General features: G+C 69.4%; 15 protein-coding genes. 4 read left to right on the forward strand and 11 right to left on the reverse strand.

Features of this window, described 5'->3' with window-relative positions:
* Nucleotides 1-73 precede the first annotated feature (73 nt).
* The 6 genes from ACWGKS_RS19450 to dxr form a co-directional block, all read right to left on the reverse strand.
* The gene (locus ACWGKS_RS19450; RefSeq protein ID WP_358513802.1) at nt 74-1,783 is read right to left on the reverse strand and encodes a flavin monoamine oxidase family protein; all 1,710 of its coding nucleotides are present in this window, start codon (nt 1,781-1,783) and stop codon (nt 74-76) included.
* 46 nt (nt 1,784-1,829) lie between these two features.
* Nucleotides 1,830-2,624 carry a carbon-nitrogen hydrolase family protein gene (locus tag ACWGKS_RS19455; RefSeq protein ID WP_358513800.1) on the reverse strand — a complete coding sequence of 265 codons (795 nt, stop codon included), beginning with the start codon at nt 2,622-2,624 and terminating at the stop codon, nt 1,830-1,832.
* A 136-nt stretch (nt 2,625-2,760) separates the two neighbouring features.
* Complete coding sequence (locus ACWGKS_RS19460) at nt 2,761-4,221, reverse strand: amino acid permease (protein WP_358513798.1); 1,461 nt, start codon at nt 4,219-4,221, stop codon at nt 2,761-2,763.
* 275 nt (nt 4,222-4,496) lie between these two features.
* Nucleotides 4,497-5,648, reverse strand: coding sequence for a flavodoxin-dependent (E)-4-hydroxy-3-methylbut-2-enyl-diphosphate synthase (gene ispG / locus ACWGKS_RS19465; RefSeq protein WP_358513796.1), 1,152 nt, complete (start codon nt 5,646-5,648; stop codon nt 4,497-4,499).
* 202 nt (nt 5,649-5,850) lie between these two features.
* A complete protein-coding gene (locus ACWGKS_RS19470; protein ID WP_358513794.1) occupies nt 5,851-7,209 on the reverse strand; it encodes a M50 family metallopeptidase in 1,359 nt (452 codons plus the stop codon).
* 27 nt (nt 7,210-7,236) lie between these two features.
* Nucleotides 7,237-8,439: a 1-deoxy-D-xylulose-5-phosphate reductoisomerase gene (dxr, locus tag ACWGKS_RS19475; RefSeq protein WP_452455364.1), complete on the reverse strand. Its 1,203-nt coding sequence runs from the start codon at nt 8,437-8,439 to the stop codon at nt 7,237-7,239.
* A 275-nt stretch (nt 8,440-8,714) separates the two neighbouring features.
* Here dxr and ACWGKS_RS19480 point away from each other — a divergent pair, with 275 nt between their 5' ends.
* Nucleotides 8,715-10,349 (forward strand): CocE/NonD family hydrolase, encoded by a 1,635-nt coding sequence (locus tag ACWGKS_RS19480; RefSeq protein WP_452455299.1) that lies wholly within the window; start codon nt 8,715-8,717, stop codon nt 10,347-10,349.
* 129 nt (nt 10,350-10,478) lie between these two features.
* Complete coding sequence (locus ACWGKS_RS19485; RefSeq protein ID WP_358513790.1) at nt 10,479-11,507, forward strand: trypsin-like serine peptidase; 1,029 nt, start codon at nt 10,479-10,481, stop codon at nt 11,505-11,507.
* A gap of 71 nt (nt 11,508-11,578) precedes the next feature.
* Here the strand turns inward: ACWGKS_RS19485 and ACWGKS_RS19490 are convergent, their stop codons facing one another.
* Entirely contained in the window at nt 11,579-13,003 is a 1,425-nt protein-coding gene (locus tag ACWGKS_RS19490) for an aldehyde dehydrogenase family protein (protein ID WP_452523433.1), read from the reverse strand.
* A 220-nt stretch (nt 13,004-13,223) separates the two neighbouring features.
* On the opposite strand from ACWGKS_RS19490, the gene ACWGKS_RS19495 reads away from it, so the two are divergent.
* Nucleotides 13,224-15,008, forward strand: a complete 1,785-nt coding sequence (locus ACWGKS_RS19495) for a coiled-coil domain-containing protein (protein ID WP_358513834.1) — start codon at nt 13,224-13,226, stop codon at nt 15,006-15,008.
* 5 nt (nt 15,009-15,013) lie between these two features.
* Here ACWGKS_RS19495 and ACWGKS_RS19500 read toward each other — a convergent pair whose 3' ends face one another.
* On the reverse strand, nt 15,014-15,610 hold the full coding sequence (locus tag ACWGKS_RS19500; RefSeq protein WP_452523435.1) for an HD domain-containing protein: 597 nt from the start codon (nt 15,608-15,610) through the stop codon (nt 15,014-15,016).
* Nucleotides 15,611-15,637: 27 nt separating this feature from the next.
* Here ACWGKS_RS19500 and ACWGKS_RS19505 point away from each other — a divergent pair, with 27 nt between their 5' ends.
* On the forward strand, nt 15,638-16,522 hold the full coding sequence (locus ACWGKS_RS19505) for a 3-methyladenine DNA glycosylase (RefSeq protein WP_452523447.1): 885 nt from the start codon (nt 15,638-15,640) through the stop codon (nt 16,520-16,522).
* Here ACWGKS_RS19505 and ACWGKS_RS19510 read toward each other — a convergent pair.
* The 3 genes from ACWGKS_RS19510 to ACWGKS_RS19520 are packed head-to-tail and all read right to left on the reverse strand — an operon-like array spanning nt 16,508 to nt 19,097.
* On the reverse strand, nt 16,508-16,915 hold the full coding sequence (locus tag ACWGKS_RS19510) for an SdpI family protein (RefSeq protein ID WP_358513784.1): 408 nt from the start codon (nt 16,913-16,915) through the stop codon (nt 16,508-16,510). The genes ACWGKS_RS19505 and ACWGKS_RS19510 overlap by 15 nt on opposite strands.
* Nucleotides 16,916-16,940: 25 nt before the next feature.
* The gene (locus ACWGKS_RS19515) at nt 16,941-17,351 is read right to left on the reverse strand and encodes a thiol-disulfide oxidoreductase DCC family protein (RefSeq protein WP_452523437.1); all 411 of its coding nucleotides are present in this window, start codon (nt 17,349-17,351) and stop codon (nt 16,941-16,943) included.
* Between the two features lie 24 nt (nt 17,352-17,375).
* A complete protein-coding gene (locus ACWGKS_RS19520) occupies nt 17,376-19,097 on the reverse strand; it encodes a serine hydrolase domain-containing protein (protein ID WP_358513780.1) in 1,722 nt (573 codons plus the stop codon).
* Between the last annotated feature and the right edge of the window lie 428 nt (nt 19,098-19,525).

Here is a 19,525-nt window from a genome sequence, read left to right on the forward strand (position 1 = left end):
CGGAAAAAGGGCCCCGGTCCGCGTTGTGGGGAACGCGGACCAGGGCCCTCCTTCCGTCGGATGGACGCGTGGATCAGTCCTCGGGCAGGGCGACGGGGGCCAGCTCGTCGAACAGGTCACCCGGGCCCGGGTTGGTGGGGTCGGCGGTGCCGCCGAGGTGGTGCATCACGCCCCACACGGCGTTCAGGGCGGTCTGAACGGCGCCCTCGGCCCAACCGGCGGTCCAGGAGATGTCGTCCCCGGCCAGGAACAGGCCGCGGTGGCGCTCCTCCAGGTCGTCCTGACGGAAGTGGGTGAACAGACGTCGCTGGTACCGGTAGTGACCGGGCAGGTTCGCCTTGAACGCGCCCATGAAGTAGGGCTCGTCCTCCCAGGAGATCGTGACGGGGTCTCCGGTGACGTGCGAACGGATGTCCACGCCCGGGTAGATCTTGCCCAACGAGGCCAGCATGACCTCCAGTCGCTCGTTGGCCGACAGCGGCAGCCACTTGAGCGAGTCGTCGCACCAGGTGTACGAGAGGCAGATCGCGGCGGGGCCCTCGGGGTCCGCGCCCTCCAGCAGGTAGGTGCCGCGGGTCATCCGGTCGGTGAGCGTCATGCTCATGACGTCCCGGCCGGTCTCGGGGTCCTTGTCCCGCCAGAAGGCGCGGTCCACCGGCACGAACAGCTTCGAGGACTCCATGTAATGGGTCCGTTCGAGGGCGTTCCAGTGGTCGATGGGCAGCAGGTCCTCGTCACAGTCGACCTTGGACAGCAGCGCCCAGGACTGCGCGGTGAAGACCGCCGCCGGGTAGGTGCGGGTGGAACCGGAGGCGTCGGTGACGGTGACGTTGCCGCCGGGGCGTCCCTTGACGGCCGTGCGACGCAGCGCCGTGACCGCCGGGAGCGGGCCGGACTCGTGCAGCGAGGCCAGGGAGGTGCCCGTCGCCCAGTGCACGAGCTTGTCCGGAGTGTCCTCCCACAGGCGTCGCGGCAGTCGGTCGACCCCGCCGACGATGCTCATGTGGTCGTCGTCCGCACCGGTGTAGGTGACCCGCAGGATCTCCAGGATGGAGTTCGGGAAGTCGGTGTCCCAGCCGCCGGTACCGAAGCCCACCTGGCCGAAGATCTCCCGCATGCGGAACGAGGAGAAGCCCGGGGCCTGACACAGGAAACCGTAGAAGGTCTGGTCGTCCAGCTTCTCGACGAGCCGGTTCCAGATCTCCTTCTGGACGGCGACGTCGCGCTCACGGATCGCCTTCTGCATGCGGCTGTGGTCGACGCTCTCCAGGGTCCGGTCCCAGGCCCGGGCGACCTCGCGGTAGACCTCGGGCAGGTCGTCCAGATCGGTGGCGTAGTGCGTCCTGCCCTTGAGGTCCACGACGGTGCTCGGGGTGGCCGGCGAGAGCGGGTTCGGGAAGGCGGTGGTGTCCAGACCCACGCGGTTCACGTAGTGCCAGAACGCGGTGGAGGACGGCGGGAACCGCATGGCGCCCATCTCGGCCACCACGTCCTCGGGAGCGCCGGGCAGGCGTTCGGTGCGCAGACGACCACCGATCCGGTCGGCCTCGTAGACCACCGGTTTCAAGCCCATCTTCATGAGCTCGTAGGCGGTGACGATGCCGGACAGCCCACCGCCGATCACGGCGACCTCGGTGCCATGGTGTTCCGCGGGCACCTGGCCCAGCCCGGCCGGGTGGTCCAGGTAGGAGTCGTAGGCGAACGGGAAGTCGGGCCCGCACATGTTCAGGGGCCGCTCACCCTGCGGGGCGGCACCGGCGGACGTGGGCACGGCGGACGTCATGAAGGCCCTCCTTCACTGGGGCTGGGGTGGTGACGCGGTGGTGGGTTCAGCGGCCGTACAGGTCGATACGGCGATCACGCAGGTAGAACGGCTCGGTGCGCGCGGCCTCGACGGCGGTCGGGTCGACGTCGCCGACCAGCAGTTCCTCGGTGGGGCCGGCGCGCGACAGCTCGACGCCGTCCGGGCCGACCAGGGTGCTCAGCCCGACGTAGTCGAGCTCGCCCTCGGCGTCGCAACGGTTCACGTAGGCGAGATGGATCTGGTTCTCCATGGCCCGGGCCGGCACCAGGAGGGTGGCGACCGAGGTGGTGGGCGCCATCAGGGCGGTCGGCACGATCAGCAGGGTCGTACCGGCCGCCGCGTGGGCCCGCACGATCTCGGGGAACTCCACGTCGTAACAGACGATGAACCCGAGCCGGTGGCCGTCGAGGTCGGCCTGGACGACGAGTTCCTCGCCAGGGTCGAACAGGTTCCGGTCCAGGTCACCGAACAGGTGCGTCTTGCGGTAGAGCGCGCGGGAGACCCCGTCGGAGTCCACGAGCCGCACCGCGTTGTACACCCGACCGTCGGCGAGTTCGGCGAAACCGTAGACCACGGCCACCCCGGAGTCGCCGGCGATCCGGGCCACCGCCTCGAAGAGCGGGCCGTCGGCGGGTTCGGCCAGTTCCCGGACCCTGGCACCGATGTTGTAACCGGTCAGGGACATCTCCGGGGTCACCAAGAGGTCCGCGCCCCGCGCCGCGGCGGCACGGGCGCTCTCCTGGAGCCGGCGGAGGGCGGAGTCGGTGTCGCCGCTGCGTCCGGTGCCCTGGTCGAGGGCGACCCGCAGTGGGTTCGGCATCGTCCGTCCTCCCTGGTGGATCGTCTTCGGACCGCGTCCACTCTAGGCGCGACAAGGCGTCGGATCCGTGCGCCGAAACGACGTTCCGTTGCGAGTTATGCCGTTTCGACGACGGATCGATGCGCGAACGGGCCGGTCAAGCGTTGACTTCGACCGTGTCCTCCCGCTCCAGCTCCGAGCGACGCATGCTGTAGCCGAAGTAGATCGCCAGCCCCAGCGCCAACCAGACGCCGAAGGCGATCCATACGCTCAGCGACATGCTGAACATGAGGTAGGCGCAGGCCAGGACACCCAGGACCGGGGTCACCGGAGCGCCGGGCATCCGGAAGGCACGCTTGAGGTCGGGGCGGTTCCGGCGCAGCACCAGGACGGCCACGTTGACCAGGGCGAAGGCGAACAGCGTGCCGATGGCGGTCGCGTCGGCGAGCGGACCCAGCGGGACGAGCGCCGCCAGCAGCGCGATGAGCACCGAGGTGATGACGGTGTTGGCGCGCGGGGTGCCCTTGGCGTCGACCTTGGAGAAGGCCTTGGGGATCAGGCCGTCGCGCGACATCGCGTAGAGGATGCGGGTCTGGCTGTACAGGACCACCAGCACGACGCTGGCCAGGGCCAGGACGGCGCCGGCGGCGAAGATGACCGCCCAGATCGGGGTGCCGGTGACGACGGTGAGGATGCCGGCGAGGGAGGTCCGCCCCTCGACGAACTCGGTCCAGTTGATGGCACCCACGGCGCTGAACGCCACCAGGCAGTAGATCGCGGTGACCACGATCATCGAGAACATGATGGCGCGAGGCAGGTCGCGCTGCGGGTTCTTGGCCTCCTCGCTGGCGGTGGAGGCGGAGTCGAAGCCGATGTAGGAGAAGAACAGGGTGGCGCCCGCGGCGGAGACTCCCGCCATGCCCATGGGCATGAAGGGGGCGAAGTTGCCGTCCTGGACCGCGGTGACGGCGATGGCCACGAACATGACCAGCACGGCCACCTTGACGGCGACCATGACGGCGTTGGCGCGGGTACTCTCCCTGACCCCGACCAGCAGGGCGAACATCGACAGCAGCACCACGATGGCGGCGGGCAGGTTGATCAGCCCGCCTTCGAGGGGGCCGACCAGGAACGCCTCGGGCATCGACAGCCCGGTGGTCAGCTGAAGCAGTTCGTCGATGTACTGCCCCCAGCCGACGCCGACGGCGGCCACCGAGACCCCGTAGGTGAGCATGAGGCACCAGCCGCACACCCAGGCCATGAACTCGCCCATCGTGGCGTAGGAGTATGAGTAGGCGGAGCCGGACGCGGGGATCATCCCGGCCATCTCCGCGTAGGCCAGGGCGGAGAAGAGCGCGGTGACGCCGGCCAGGACGAACGAGAGGATGACGGCGGGACCGGCGATCGGGACGGCCTCACCGAGGACGACGAAGATGCCGGTGCCCAGAGTGGCGCCGATGCCGATCATGGACAGCTGCCAAAAGCCCATCGTGCGGCGCAGCCCGTGCCCGCTCTCGGTCTCGGCCACCAACTTCTCGACCGGCTTGCGCCTGGACAGGCGTCGACCAAGCGTGGGCACGCCCGCGCCCACCCGCGCGGGTGTCTTCTGCTCCACCACGAATTGTCTCCTCGCTGATCAGTGGGATCGGCACGGTGGGGGTCTCCCGAAATGTGCCCTAGGCAACGTTAATGGTGTTGCCTGAGTAACATGACCCACATTCATTGCGTTTGTCGGGTTTTCGCAGGGCATTCATGCGCACCGGGACAAGAAAACGCACCGCCACGTGACGCACGACACACGGTCTGACGCCCCCGACCCCGAGCACGCGAAAGGGGGAGCACGGTGTTCGACCGCGCTCCCCCTTTCGCGAAGCACTCGGGGAGAAGGTGGCGTCAGCCCACGGACACGCTGGGCTCACCCTCCACGCCGGCCTCGCCCATCTCCTCGGCGATGCGCAGGGCCTCCTCGATGAGGGTCTCCACGATCTTGGACTCGGGGACGGTCTTGATGACCTCGCCCTTGACGAAGATCTGGCCCTTGCCATTGCCGGAGGCCACACCCAGGTCGGCGTCGCGCGCCTCACCCGGACCATTGACGACGCAGCCCATGACGGCCACGCGCAGCGGCACCTCCATGCCCTCCAGGCCCGCGGTGACCTCTTCGGCCAGCGTGTACACGTCCACCTGGGCGCGACCACAGCTCGGGCAGGAGACGATCTCCAGACCGCGCTCACGCAGACCCAACGACTCCAGGATCTGGTTGCCGACCTTGACCTCCTCGGCCGGCGGCGCGGACAAGGAGACGCGGATGGTGTCGCCGATGCCCTCCGAGAGGAGCGCGCCGAAGGCCACCGAGGACTTGATCGTGCCCTGGAAGGCCGGACCGGCCTCGGTGACGCCCAGGTGCAGCGGGTAGTCGCAGGCCTGCGACAGCAGACGGTAGGCGTTGACCATCACGACCGGGTCGTTGTGCTTGACCGAGATCTTGATGTCGCGAAAACCGTGCTCCTCAAACAGGGAGCACTCCCACAGCGCCGACTCCACGAGGGCCTCGGGGGTGGCCTTGCCGTACTTGGCCAGCAGGCGCTTGTCGAGCGAACCGGCGTTGACGCCGATGCGGATCGGGGTGCCCGCGTCGTTCGCGGCCTTGGCGATCTCGGCGACCTTGTCGTCGAACTTCTTGATGTTGCCCGGGTTGACGCGTACCGCCGCGCAGCCCGCGTCGATGGCCGCGAACACGTACTTGGGCTGGAAGTGGATGTCCGCGATCACCGGGATCTGCGACTTCTTGGCGATGATCGGCAGCGCGTCGGCGTCGTCGTTGGTGGGCACGGCCACACGGACGATCTGGCAACCCGAGGCGGTGAGCTCGGCGATCTGCTGCAGGGTCGCGTTGATGTCGGAGGTGCGGGTGGTCGTCATCGACTGCACGGACACCGGAGCGTCCCCGCCCACGGGGACGTTCCCGACCATGATCTGCCGTGTCTCGCGGCGCGTGGCCAGAGGACGCGGAGGGGTGACGGGGATACCGAGATCGACGGTCACGCTTGATTCACCTCGTCTGCCACCGGCAAGGGACGGCGGCAATTGATGTCGCGGTTCGTGAGAAGGGCGCGGCGGCGCCCGGATCCACGTTCGGGTGCTCCGTCCGGTCGGCCAGGGCCGTTGCCGTCGTTCCCGGAACGCTCGTCCAAGGTTACCCGCCCCGGAGCCGGTGCCCGGCCTCTCGTGGTGGCACTCACACCGTTCAACCGAACAACATGACCGGATTGACCAGATCCGCCACGAGCAGGATCACGCTGAACACCAGGAAACACACCACCACGACATAGGCCACCGGGGTGAGCAACGCGATGTCCACCGGGCCCGGGTCGGGCCGCTTGAACAGACGCGCCGTCCACCTCTTGATGGACTCCCAGAGCGCCCCGGCCATGTGCCCGCCGTCCAGCGGCAGGATCGGCACCATGTTGAAGGCGAACAGGAAGAAGTTGACGCCGGCCAGGATGCTGATCATCATCGCCGCGGTATCCACCAGGGGCAGACCCTGCGACATGATCTCGCCGCCGATGCGGGAGATACCGACGATGCCCACGGGAGAGTCCTCGGTGCGCTGCTCGCCCAGGAAGGCCGCGCCGAACACCTCGGGAACCTTGCTCGGCAGCGCCACGATGGCCTGACCGACGCCGACCAGCATCTCGCCGACCTCACCGGCGGACTCGGCCACGGTGAGCGTGCCGCGTTCCTTGGCGAAGTGGATGCCCAGGAAGCCGACGGTCTCCACGGCCGGGATCCGACGGCCGCTCTCGTCGTAGACGTTGTCGCCGTCCTCGTCGGTCTCGTAGACGATCTCACCGGCCTGGTCGCGGGCGGGCAGCTCGCTCTGGACGATGTCCACCTCGGTGGTGAGCTCTTCGCCGTCGCGTTCGATGCCGAACTCGGTGGGGCCGTCCGACACCCGGATCTCACGGCTGGCCGAAGCCCAGTCGGGGGTGTCGGTACCGCCCACGGACACCACGACGTCACCCGGCAGCAGCCCGGCCTCGTGGGCGGGGGTGGCCGGCAGGTCGTCGGTGCACTCGGTGATGGAGGCGCTCTGTGGGACCACGCACTCGTTGACGACACCGACCTCGTTGGTGTCCTGGTACACACCGATGCCCATGAAGAGCACGCCGAGCAGCACCGTTCCCAGCACCAGGTTCATGCCCGGGCCGGCGAACATGACGATCAGCCGCTTCCACGGGGAACGCTGGTAGAACTGACGGTCCTCGTCCTCGGGGGACAACTCCACGTAGGAGGCCTCGCGGGCGTCCTCGGCCAGGGCCCGCCAGCGCGACATCTTACGGGCGCCCTGGTCCTCGGTACGGCGGGCGGGCGGGAGCATCCCGACCATCCGCACGAACCCGCCCAGTGGCACCGCCTTGATGCCGTACTCGGTCTCGCCCTTGCGGGTGGACCACAGGGTCTTTCCGAACCCGACCATGAACTCGGTGCACTTGATGCCGAACATCTTGGCCGTGGCCATGTGGCCGAGCTCATGCCAGGCGATCGAGAACAGCAGTCCCAGGACGAGCAGGATGATGCCGACCACGGTCAACAGCACGACCATGTATCTCTCCTCAAGCCAGGTCGGTCCTCAGCCGCGGGCGAGCAGTTCGCGAGCGCGGGTTCGGGCCCAGGTGTCTGCGGCGTAGACGTCGTCCAGGGTCAGGGGCGTGGAACCCGGCCGATCCGTCCGCTGGTGTTCCGAGACTACCCGGGACACGGTGTCCATGATCGCCGGGAACGCGAGGTTCCCACGCAGGAACGCGTCGACCGCCTCCTCGTTGGCCGCGTTGTACACCGCCGGGGCGGTGCCGCCGGCTACACCGACTTCGGCCGCGATGCGCACCGCGGGGAAGGCCTCGTGGTCGAGCGGCTCGAAGGTCCAGCTCTGCGCCTTGGTCCAGTCCATGCCGGGGGCGGCGTCCGGGACGCGTTCCGGGGCGCTCATGCCGTAGGCGATGGGGATCATCATGCTGGGCGGGCTGGCCTTGGCCAGGGTCGTGCCGTCCACGTACTCGACCATCGAGTGCACGATCGACTGCGGGTGGACGACCACGTCGATGCGATCGAAGGGAACGTCGAACAGCAGGTTGGCCTCGATCACCTCCAGCCCCTTGTTGACCAGGGTGGCGGAGTTGACGGTGATGACCGGTCCCATGCTCCAGGTGGGGTGGTTCAACGCCTGTTCGGGCGTGACGTTCGCCAGTTCCTCGGCCCGGCGGCCGCGGAAGGGCCCGCCACTGGCCGTGACGACCAGGCGCCGCACCTCCGAAAGCTCGGCGCGGACCAGACCCTGGGCGGGGCTGGTGAGCTCGCCCTCTGGTCGGTACGGGAAGCACTGGGCGAGGGCGTAGTGCTCGGAGTCGACCGGGACGATCTGGCCGGGTGCGGCCAGGTCGCGCACCAGCGGACCGCCGATGATGAGGGACTCCTTGTTGGCCAAGGCCAGGGTGGCGCCGGCGCGCAGCGCGGCGAGCGTGGACTCCAGCCCCAGGGCCCCGGTGATGCCGTTGAGGACGACGTCGCAGGGGTTCCCGGCCAGCGCGGCCACGCCCTCACCACCGGTCAGCACCTGGGCGGAGGAGCCCTGTTCGGTCAACAGGCGGGTGAGCTCGGCCGCTCGGGACTCATCGGCCACGGCCACTCGTTCGACGCCGAGCCGCACGGCCTGCTTGGCGAGCAGGTCCACCCTCCCACCGCCGGCGGCCAGACCCACCACGCGGAAACGTTCGGGGTTGCGCTGGACGATGTCGATGGCCTGGGTACCGATGGAACCGGTGGACCCGAGGATCACTACTGTTCGCTGCTGTTCTTCTCGCACCCCTCCATTGTCGCCCAATTCTCGGATCGGCGTCGGGGGCCTGTGGACAACGCGGAAACGTCGGGGAGACGGCCGGGGCTTTACACGGGAACGTCGTTCGCCTAACTTAACCGGTGAGTAAGTTACGCCACAGTAGAAAGTGACGCCGAGCACGGTCGGGCACGACCGAACACGCACCCCGACCCTCCCCCGATGGCGCCGGCGCGACCCATCGGAGCCTCCCCGCCCCTCCCCCTTCGAGGTTTCGAATGACCCCCACCCCCAGAGGCGCCCTGAGCGGCGCGCTCCCCCGGATCCTGTCCATCCTCGTGGCGTCAGTCCTGGCCGCCGCGCTCCTCTCCCCCGCCCCCGCCGCCGCGCAGAGCGTCGGCTCCACGATCGGCTACGAGACCATCGTCAGCCACGACGGCACCGAGCTGAAGGCCAAGGTGATCACCCCCACCGGCGTGGAGGGCCCGCACCCGCTGCTGGTCATGCCGTCCGCCTGGGGCACCCCGCACCTCCTCTACGTGGGCGCCGCCAAGAAGCTGGCCGAGGAGTCCGGCTACCAGGTCGTCACCTACAGCTCGCGCGGCTTCTGGGACTCCGGCGGCGGCATCGAGGTCGCCGGCCCCGAGGACCGGGCCGACGCCAGTGCCGTCATCGACTGGGCCCTGGCCAACACCGACTCCGACGCCGACCGCATCGGCATGGCCGGCATCTCCTACGGCGCGGGCATCAGCCTGCTGACCGCCGCCGAGGACGAGCGGGTCAAGGTCGTCGGTTCCATGAGCGGCTGGGCCGACCTGGAGGCCTCCCTCTACCCGAACGAGACCATCGACGTACAGTCCGCCGAACTACTGCTCCTCGCCGGCAACCTGGTCGGACGTCCCGGTGAACTACTCCGGGAGGTCGAGCACGAGTACCGCGGCGGCAACGTCGACCCCATCCTGGAGATGGCCCCGGACCGTTCCGCGAGCACCAAGGTGGATCGGCTCAACGCCAACGGAACCGCCGTGATGATCGCGCACGGTTGGAACGACGGCATGTTCCCCGTCGGGCACATGGCCGACTTCTACGAGGAGCTCTCCGGCCCCAAGCGCATGATGCTCACCCCCGGCGACCACGCCACCGCCGAGGCGTTCGGCGCGTTCGGCCTGCCCAACGAGGTCTGGGAGGACCTGGGACGCTGGTTCGACCACCACCTCAAGGGCGAGGACAACGGCATCGACACCGAGCAGCCCGTGCTCGTCAAGCCCAACAACGGAAGCGAGTGGTCCTCGCACGCCGACTGGCCGTCGGTGACCACCGACACCGATGAGTACTACCTCGGCGAGCCCAGCAAGGACTGGCTGCGCTGGCAGAGCACCGGGGCGATGGAGGCGGAGCCGCAGACCGGTTGGGACTACGACTTCCGGACCGGGGTCGGCAGCACCGCCGAGAGCGGCACCGTGCTGCTCTCCGGCGCGCTCCAGCAGTTCTTCGACGTTCCCACCGGGGTCCTGCTGCCCACCGTGGACCGGTACCGGGCGGCCGTGTGGACCAGCCCCACCTATCCCGACGGCGCACGCGTGGCCGGCACCCCCGAGGTGACGTTCACGGTCACTCCGACCGCCGCCGACCAGTCGGTGTTCGTGTACCTGTACGCGATCAACGACCGGGGCACCGGCTCGCTGCTGAGCCACGCGCCCTACACGTTGCGCGACGCCACCCCGGGTGAGCCCGTGACGGTGGAGACCGAGCTGTCCTCGGTGGTGTGGGACGTTCCGGCCGGGCATCGACTGGCGGTCGTGGTGGACAGCCGCGACGCCCGTTACACCGCGGAGAGCCGGACCGGGAACAGGGTCGAGGTGACCTCTCCCGAGGAGACGCCCACTCAGGTGAGCATCCCCTTCACCCGATAAGGCGGGACCGTTTCCGAATCGGCGGCCCGGACGCCCTCCGCCGAGGGCGTCCGGGCCTTCTTCCCGAAAAACCGAGGACACAAACCCAAAGTAGCCATTCGATAACCGCGAGTGTGCAAAGATCGGGCCATGACCTCGTCCACCAAATACAAGGTCATCGCCCCGCTGGCCGCCGCCACCGTCGCCCTCGCGGGCTTGGCGATGATCGACAATCTTCCCGCACCCACGTCGGCCGTCACCCAGGCCGGCCACTCGCCCACCACCCGAGTGGACGGGGTGGCCCACCAGGCCGGCGCGGTCACCCAGGACCAGCACGCCGAGATCCTCGACTACTGGACCGACGAGCGCATGGCCGCCGCGCGACCCATCACCGCCCTGGTCGACTCCGCCCTGGAGATCACCGAGCCCACGCTCCAGGCCCCCACCGACGACGCCGTGGAACCGCAGGCCGCCCGGCCCGACAGCGAGGGCGAGACCTGGAACGACGGCGGACTCGTCACCCGCACCACCGGCAAGGTGTACCTGACCATGGACGGGCGCGACTTCACCTGTTCGGCCTCCGTCGTGGACTCCGCCAACGAGAGCACCCTGGTGACCGCCGGTCACTGCGCCAAGGACGGAAAGGGCGCCTGGGCCCGCAACTGGACCTTCGTGCCCGGTCACGACGACGGTGACGCCCCCCACGGCAAGTTCACCGCCCGCGACCTGATCGTCTCCCCCAAGTGGGCGAAGGAGGCGGACGACAGCTACGACTTCGCGATGGTCGTGCTCAACGAGGCCGACTCCACCACCGTTCAGGAGCGGGTCGGGTCCCAGCGGCTCTCCTTCGACACCTGGACCGAGGATCGGGTGAACCAGGGCGTGCAGGTGTACACGTTCGGCTACCCGTCCGCCTCACCCTTCGACGGCAAGAACCTGCACTACTGTTCGGGCCGGACGGTCCCGGACACCGGTGGTACCACCGCCAACGGGGTCCGCTGCTCCATGACCCAGGGGTCCAGCGGAGGACCGTGGTTCGCCGACTTCGACCCGTCCACCGGGCAGGGGAACATCGCCTCGGTGGTGAGCTTCAAGTACGCCGACGACCGCACCATCCAGTACGGGCCACGGCTGGGCTCCGAGGCCCGGCACCTGTACGAGCGGGCCTCGGGACTGTAGACCTCCCTCACCCACGGCCGGTGACCGCCACTCCTGCTCCGCGGTCACCGGCCACTCGCGTGCGCGGACCCCTACAGGTCGATGCCGGTGAGGACCAGGACACGCTCGTCGGTGAGGTCGGTCATCGCCGAACGCACGCCCTCCTTGCCCACACCGGAGCCCTTGACCCCGCCGTAGGGCATCTGGTCGGCGCGGAAGGTCGGGACGTCGCCGACCACCACGCCGCCGACCTCCAGCTCCCGGTGGGCCCGGAAGGCGGTGGGCAGGTCCCGGGTGAACACGCCGGCCTGGAGCCCGAAGGCACTGTCGTTGACCGCGGCGAAGGCGGCGTCGGTGTCGGCGACCCGCTGGATCACCAGGACCGGACCGAAGATCTCCTCGCGCACCACCTTGGCGTCGGCGGGGGCGTCGGCCAGGACGGTGGGCGCCACGGTCACGCCGTCGCGGGTACCGCCGGTGAGCACGCGCGCCCCCGCGGACACCGCCTCCTCCACCCAGGCGGCCACGCGTTCGGCGGCGGGCTCGTCGACCATCGGGCCCACGTCGGTCTTGTCATCGGCGGGATCGCCGGTACCGAGTTCCTCGACCCGGTCGACCAGAAGCCGCACGAACTCGTCGTGCACGGTGTCGGTGACCACGACCCGCTGCACACCGATGCACACCTGGCCGGCCTGGTTGTTACCGAACAGGGCCACGCGTCGGGCCGCCCAGTCCAGGTCGGCGTCGTCCAGCACGACCGCGGCGGCGTTGCCCCCGAGTTCCAGGGTGACGTGCTTGTGCGGGGCGCGGCGCTGGATCTCCCAGCCGAAGGCGCCGCCGGTGAAGGAGACAACGGGCAGACGCTCGTCGGTGATGAGCGCGGCCGCGGACTCGTTCGGCATGGGCAGTACGGACACCATGCCGGCGGGCAACTCGGTCTCGGCGATGATCTCGCCGAGCAACAGCGCGGTGATGGGGGTAGCCGGCGCGGGCTTGAGGATGATGGGCGCGCCCACCGCGATCGCGGGCGCGATCTTGTGCGCGACCAGGTTGATCGGGAAGTTGAACGGGGAGATGCCCAGGACCGGACCCTTGGGCACGCGGCGGATCAGGGCCATGCGGCCGGTACCACCGGCGTCGGTGTCCAGTCGCTGGAGATCCCCACTGTCCCGACGGGCCTCCTCGGCGGCCCAGCGGAAGACGGACGCGGCGCGCCCGGCCTCCACCCTGGACCACTTGATCGGCTTGCCGCTCTCGGCGGTGATCACCTGGGCGATCTCCTCGGAGCGCTCACCGATGCGCCGGGCGATGTGGTCCAGGGCGGTGGCCTTGACGTGCGCGGGCAGCGCGGCGGCGCGCGAGGCGACCGTGTGCGCGGCGGCCACGGCCTCCTGCACCTGCTCCGGGGTGGGCACGGACACGGTGCCCGCGGCCTCGCCGGTGTAGGGGTTGAGGACGGTCATCTCGGTGTCGCCGGTGGTCGCGGTGCCGGCGAGCCAGAACGGGTGCGTGGTCATGTCCGCGACGCTAGACCCCGGGAACGGAATCGCGCTTGTCCACCCTTGCCAAAGCCGGTCTCCGAGTTGGCCACACTGGAGCACACGATCACGTACGGTTCTTACGCTGACCGGCTGGCGCGGGAGCGGTCCTTGATACACAGTGGTGGGAGAGGGCCCTGCCAGCGTGTTCGGACAGGCCCTCGGGTCCACCGCCGTCGACGGGAACCCGGGAGTGCCATTGCCGCTCGTCTACCGCACGCTCGTCGCCGTCCCGGACGACGACGGGGATCTCGCCGCCGTCGCCTCGACGGTTCTCTCACGGTGGTTGAGCAAACGCGGGAACTCCGGAGCGCGCGTGGACTTCGGCTCCTCGGGTCGCTACGACCTCAGCAATCGGTCCCGGGCCTTGATCGCCCGGCACGACAACACCGACGAGGGCCTCACCTTCCTACGGCTGACCACCGAGTCCGACAAACCCGACGGGGTGTGGCGCACCCTGGTCACCGTGGTGGTCGACCCCGAACTCTCCCCCTGGCGTTACCTGTGGCTGGACATGACCGTCGACCCCGCGCCCGGTATCTCCCCGGAGGTCACCCGCCTGGAGGTGATGCCCCCCGAGGCCGCGCGCATGCTGTTGGAGGCGGTCAACGCCCATGACGGCGCCCACGCGCTGCCGCCCGCCCCCCGGATCGTGCGGGGGCGCGACGACACCGACGTGGCCGCCCTGCTCTCGGCCATCCGTGATCCGCTCAGACGCCTGGCGATCGTCGCCACCGGCGCCCCCGGGGACGTGACCGTGGCCGCCTGGCGTGGTTCCATGGCCGGTGCCCTGTCCCGCTGCACCGGCATGTGCGCCGGATACGTGCTGGACGCCGCGGCGCTGGATCGCATGGCCGCGATCCTCCCCCGTGACCTGGACATACCCGCCGGCGGTGTACGCACGTTCCTGCCTTCGGTGGACCCCCGGGACGAGGCGGACTCCTCACGACACCCCCGGATGAGCCCCTCCACCCTGGACACGGCGCGGGACGGCGAACGCCTGCGCAACTGGGTCGGCGCCGCCCTGTCCCGGCGGGTGCGCGACAACGCCGTGGCCCTGGGACTACCCGAAGCGCTCAGGGCGATCGACACCCTCCTGCGCGAAGAGACCGATGACCTGCGCCAAGACCCCACCTCACTCGCTCCCGCACCGACCAACGGACCGGAGCACGCCATCGCACACAGGTCGGAACAGGACTCGGCGACCACCGCGGAGCTGGCCGCCGCCAAGGCCCAGGAACAGCAACTCCAACGGCTTCGGGAGGAGGTACGCCGGCTCAACACACGCATCGGGGATCTGTCGGAGGAACGCCGGCAACTACTCGACGAGAGCGCGGACCTGGCCGAGGAGCTGAACACCGCGAGGGAGGGCACCCGGTCCGCCCGTTACGAGGCGCGTTGGCTGCGCGAACGCGCCCGCGAGGAGGGTCTGTTCCGCTTGGCCGCCACCCCCGCCCCGAACGACCCCGAACGGCGACCGCCCACGAGCGTGGCCGAGCTGTTGGAGCGCATCACCGACGACGTCGTGCTGCCACACCTGTTCTTCACCCTGGAGGACCAGACGGTGTACGAACTGGCCGACAGCCGCAAGGAGGCCCTGTGGGTGACCCGGGCCTGGGAAGCGCTGCTCGCGCTCAACGATTACGCCCGCTACCAGTTCGACAACCCCGGCAGCGGGCTCGGGTTCCACTCCTACCTGCGTGATCCCCCGGACGGCTACCGGGTGATCCCGGTCAAACGGCTGGCGTCACAGGAGTCGGACTACGTGCGCAACCGCGGAAAACTCAACGAGAAGCGGTTCTTCCGGGTGCCGCACGAGGTGGACCCGACCGGGCGGGTACCGATGTACGCGCACATCAAGCTGGACATCGAATACGGCATCTGCCCGCGGCTGTACTTCTTCCCCGACCTGGGACCGGAGACCAGCAACCGCGTGTACGTGGGATACCTGGGCCGGCACCTTCCGGTGCAACAGTCCAACTAGTCCGGCTAGAGCGTGCGGTGACCGAACCTGGCGGAGAGCTCCGCGAGATCGGGCTCCCCATAGCTCTCCACGAGTGCCTTGAAGCGGACCTCCTTGTCCGCGCCGAAGCGGCGGACCTTGGCCGCGTAGCTCTCCACGGAGTGGAAGACCGGCGGTCGCGTCTTGCTGTGGAACTTGTCCGCGTACATCACCAACTCCTCCTCCGGGGTCTCGGCGAGGTAGTCGGCGACCGGGATCGGCAACCCCTGGGACCGCACGTCGTCGGCGGTGACCCCCACACCGGTGTGGTGGGAGCAGAACCGGCACAGCGTCTCGGGCAGCCCCTCGGCGGCGAGGAGTTCGTGGCCGAGCACACCGTGGCTCACGTAACGGTCGTGGGCGATGCGACCCGAAGCGTCGACCAGGCGGTAGACACCGATGTCGTGCAACAGGCAGCCCGCCCGGACCAGGTCGACGTCGACCTTCGCGGGCGCACGGTCGAGGAGCTGTTCAGCGACCGCGCACACCACCTGGCAGTGCGTGTACACGCGCTCGAAGGCCTCGGCGTTGGGCGCGTACCTCTCGTGGAGGGACCGGATCTGTTCGTCGGTGGGGATCTGCACACCGGGGACCATACCCTGGAAGCCGTGATGGGGACGATGACCGGGACCACCAGGACCATGTTGGCCGAGACCGACCAGCGTGAACGCGCCGAACGGCACGCCGAGCGCGTCGACGCGCTCACCGCCGACCACCTGAGGCGACGCCGCGAGGGCGAACCGCACCCGGTCGAGGACTTCCTGTTCACCTACTACAACCTCAAGCCGGCGCGGCTGCGGCGCTGGCACCCCGGGGTGGGCACGGCCCTGGCCGGGGAGGGCGCGCGCGAGCGACTGTCGGAGCGCTTCTACACCGAACTCGACGGTGGCGGGGTGGGCCTGGACGTCCCCGCGTTCCTGGCGGCCCGGCCCGTGCTCGACTTCGTGGAGCGATTGCTGTCGGCGGTGGCCTCGCGCCCGGCTCACCTGGGCTGTTTCGGTCTGCACGAGTGGGCGATGGTGTACCGAACGTCGGAGGTTCGCCACGGCCGGGTTCCACTGCGGTTGGGGAACGAGGGAACCGACCGGGTGGTGGAGTCCCACCGGATCCAGTGCTCGCACTTCGACGCGTTCCGGTTCTTCACCGAGCCCGCGCGTCCGCGCAACGCCCTTTCGCCCACCCGAGAGACCCAGGTGGACCTGGACCAGCCGGGTTGCCTGCACGCCAACATGGACCTGTACAAGTGGGCGTACAAGCTCACGCCGGCGGTGCCGTCCGAGTTGATCGTGGACTGCTTCGAGCTGTCCAGGGAGATCCGCACACTGGACATGCGTGCCTCCCCCTACGACCTGCGGGAGTGGGGATATGAGCCCGTGCGGATCGAGACGGCCGAGGGCAAGGCCTCGTACATGGAGCACCAGCGCGACTTCGCCGAACGCGGCGCGGTGCTGCGCGAGCGGCTGCTGACGGTGTGCCGGAGGCTACGGGCGGCCTGAGGCTTCGCGGGCCAAGCGTTCGCGGGCGACCTTGTGCCCACGCCAGGACCCCACCACCAGCAGCACCATACCCACGGTCGTGGGCGCCAGGATCGCGACGATCTGGGCGTTGGGGTCGGAGAGGAACGGGGTGACGATCGCCGCGGGCAGGAAGGCGATCCCGCCCAGGATCGACCAACGGGCGCAAGCCTCGTGCACCGCGTACCAGGCCGTGTCACTCGACCGGGTGAACCTGGTTCGGACCCCGAAGAAGTCGTTGGGCTTGATCTTGCGCTGCGCGCCGTAGACCCCCATCAGCACCAACGCCACCGTGCCGCCCAGCATGGACAGCACCACCAGGATGAGCGGGCCGAGGGGGATGGTCTCTTCGGCGGCCTGGGCCAACGAGGTCAACGCGGGGCCTCTTTCCTACTGGGGGTCAACCATCACGTGGGGGCGGAAGGGCACAGGTGTCACCGCCACCGGGCAGACGGTACCGGTTGGCCGCGACCACCCGGTAGGCGGCCCGGGTGAGCACCCGCATCCCGGGCAGGGCCATCAGCCGGCCCAGTTCCCGGAAGGGGAATCGACCGGACCGAAGGGTCTCGGCGACGGCGTCACCGCCGGCCAGCAGGCCCCGGTCCGAACGGACCAGCCAGGCCTGTTCGTCGGCCTGCTCCGGGGTGAGCCCGAAGGCCTTGAGATCGGTCTCCTGCCAGGCCGCGAAAGCGGTGCGGGTTCGGACACGCTCCCGCGCGAACGAGACGGACCGCTGGCAGAAACCACAGTCACGGTCGTAGAGGAAAAGCCCGGCCGAAGGGATGCGGTGTGTTTCCCGTGAATGTCCCATGCCTCCTTCCTACCCTCCGAAGGTTCACTGTCGGGCGAAGAGGAGGGCGTAGACCATCAGCGAGAGCAGGGTCAGGGAGAACAACACCGAGAACACGAACACCGTGACGTGCAGCCACCGGAATCGCCCCGCCTCCGTCGGGACCCGCCGCCAGTGCCACACCCCGACCGTGACCGCGGTGGCGACCATGCCCGCGGCGACGGCGGACAGTTCGGTGGGCAGATCCGTCCACACACCGCCGCGCTGGGTGTAGACCCACCAGGCCACGGCGCCCAGGCTCAGCGAGACGATTCGCAGGCGGTCCAGCGGACGCTGGGTGAGCAAGGTGCGGCGGCGGATCATCAGGGCGAGCAACAGCACCGGGGGAAGCAACAGCGGGAGCAGGGTCAACGCCATGTTCATCCCGGTGTTCGGAGGGGCCGACAGCACCTCCTCGGGTTCGTCACCCAGCAACCCCAGGGACAGCGGCCCCTCCTGCAGCGTGAAGCTGTTGCCCATGAGGACGACGGCGCGCTCGTCGTCGAACAGGACCGTGGTGGAGGAACCGTAGACCTTCCCGCTGTGGAAGGTGACCTCACCATGCTCGGGGGTGTCCAGGACGTGCCAACCCAGCCCCATGGACAGTTCGGTGTCGCCGCCCGCCTCCGTCGCGGGCTCCTCCTCCGACGGCGTCCCACCGATCCGGACATCCTCCAGCACCACGTCGGCGGCGTCCGCGCCCGGAGCGCTGCCGTCGGCGACCCCGGCGACCAGAGTGACCAGGTCGGAAACCGTGCTCCAGGTGGAGATCCCGGCGGGCGCGTACTCGGTGTTGGTCCACGGAGCGACCCGCACGCCCGGCTCGTAGTACGACAACGCTCCACCTTCGGGGCGTTGCGCGGTGACCTCGGTGTCGTCCATGCCCATGGGATCGAGGACGCGCTCGCGTACCAGGTCCGGGTAGTCGTCACCCGCTTCCGCCGCCAGCGCGTGCCCGAGGGTCGCGAAGCCGTGGTTGGAGTAGACGTATTGGTCCTTGGGCCCGGCCCGGGTGTGCGAGAGCCCGTCCACCGGCGAGGTGGCCCCCTCGTACGGGCTGATCAGGAGCATGGAGCGGAAGGTGACCGCCGCGGCCTCCCCGTCCGGGGTCGCCCGCAGCCCCGAGTGGTGGGTGGCCAGTTCCTGAAGGGTGATGTCGGCGACCTCGGGATCATCGAAGTCGACCTCGGGGAAGACCTCCGCGAGAGTGCGGTCCAGGGAGGTCTCTCCCCGCTCCACCATGTCCGCGAGCAACATCCCGGTGATCACCTTCATCACCGAGCCGGTCTCGAACGGCGTGTCCGGACCGACCGGCGCGGTGCCGTCGGAGCTCCCCGCGGCGGCCCATTCCACCGAATCCGGGTCGTCGAGGTCGAACCGGGCCACGGACAGCCCCTGTACCTCGACCATTCGGTCGCCCAACACCCGCTCCACGTCCGCCGCCAGCGGCGCGTCCCCGGCCACCCCGGTAGCGGGCGTGGACCGGGCCGGCGCGAACAGCCCGGCCAGCACCGCGACCACCACGCCGACCCCGAGCGCGACCAGCCAGACCCGCCCCGGTGCGGCGGAAGAGCGCTGCCGACGGGCGGCTTTGGAGGAGCGGGCGGGATGTGGGGTGGAAGACAGGTCCGAGGATCGGCCGGCGGACGCGTCGGAAGACGGGTCGGAAGACGAGCAGGAGGACGAGCCGGAAGGTCCCGGGGGTGTGGAGGGATCGCTGGAAGCCATACCCTCCAGCCTCGCAAAAGGTGACCCGGAGATGCAGTCACCGCTGTCAGCGATCCGCTATGAGGTTCTCCCCGCATTGGTGATGACACCTGTCATAGGCCTCACCATCCAGGAAAGAAGTCGTCCACCAACCGGAACTCCACTCTGGGGTGGTGAGGGTAGGTGGGTGGGTGTGGGGTGGCGGGGGGTGGCGGGTGGGGGGTGGGGCGCCTCGGCTAGAGAACCTGCCGGTGGCCTGGCGGGGTGGGGTGGGTTGGTGGGGCGCCTCGGGTCGTGATCCTGCTGGTGGCCTGGCGGGGTGGGGTGGGTTGGTGGGGCGCCTCGGGTCGTGATCCTGCTGGTGGCCTGGCGGGGTGGGGTGGGTTCTCCCTCCTTCCCCGCCGCGTGATTGTTGCCGCCCGCACCGCACGCGTCAAGGCGATGTCGGG

It is taken from the genome of Nocardiopsis sp. NPDC055879, from assembly GCF_053615935.1.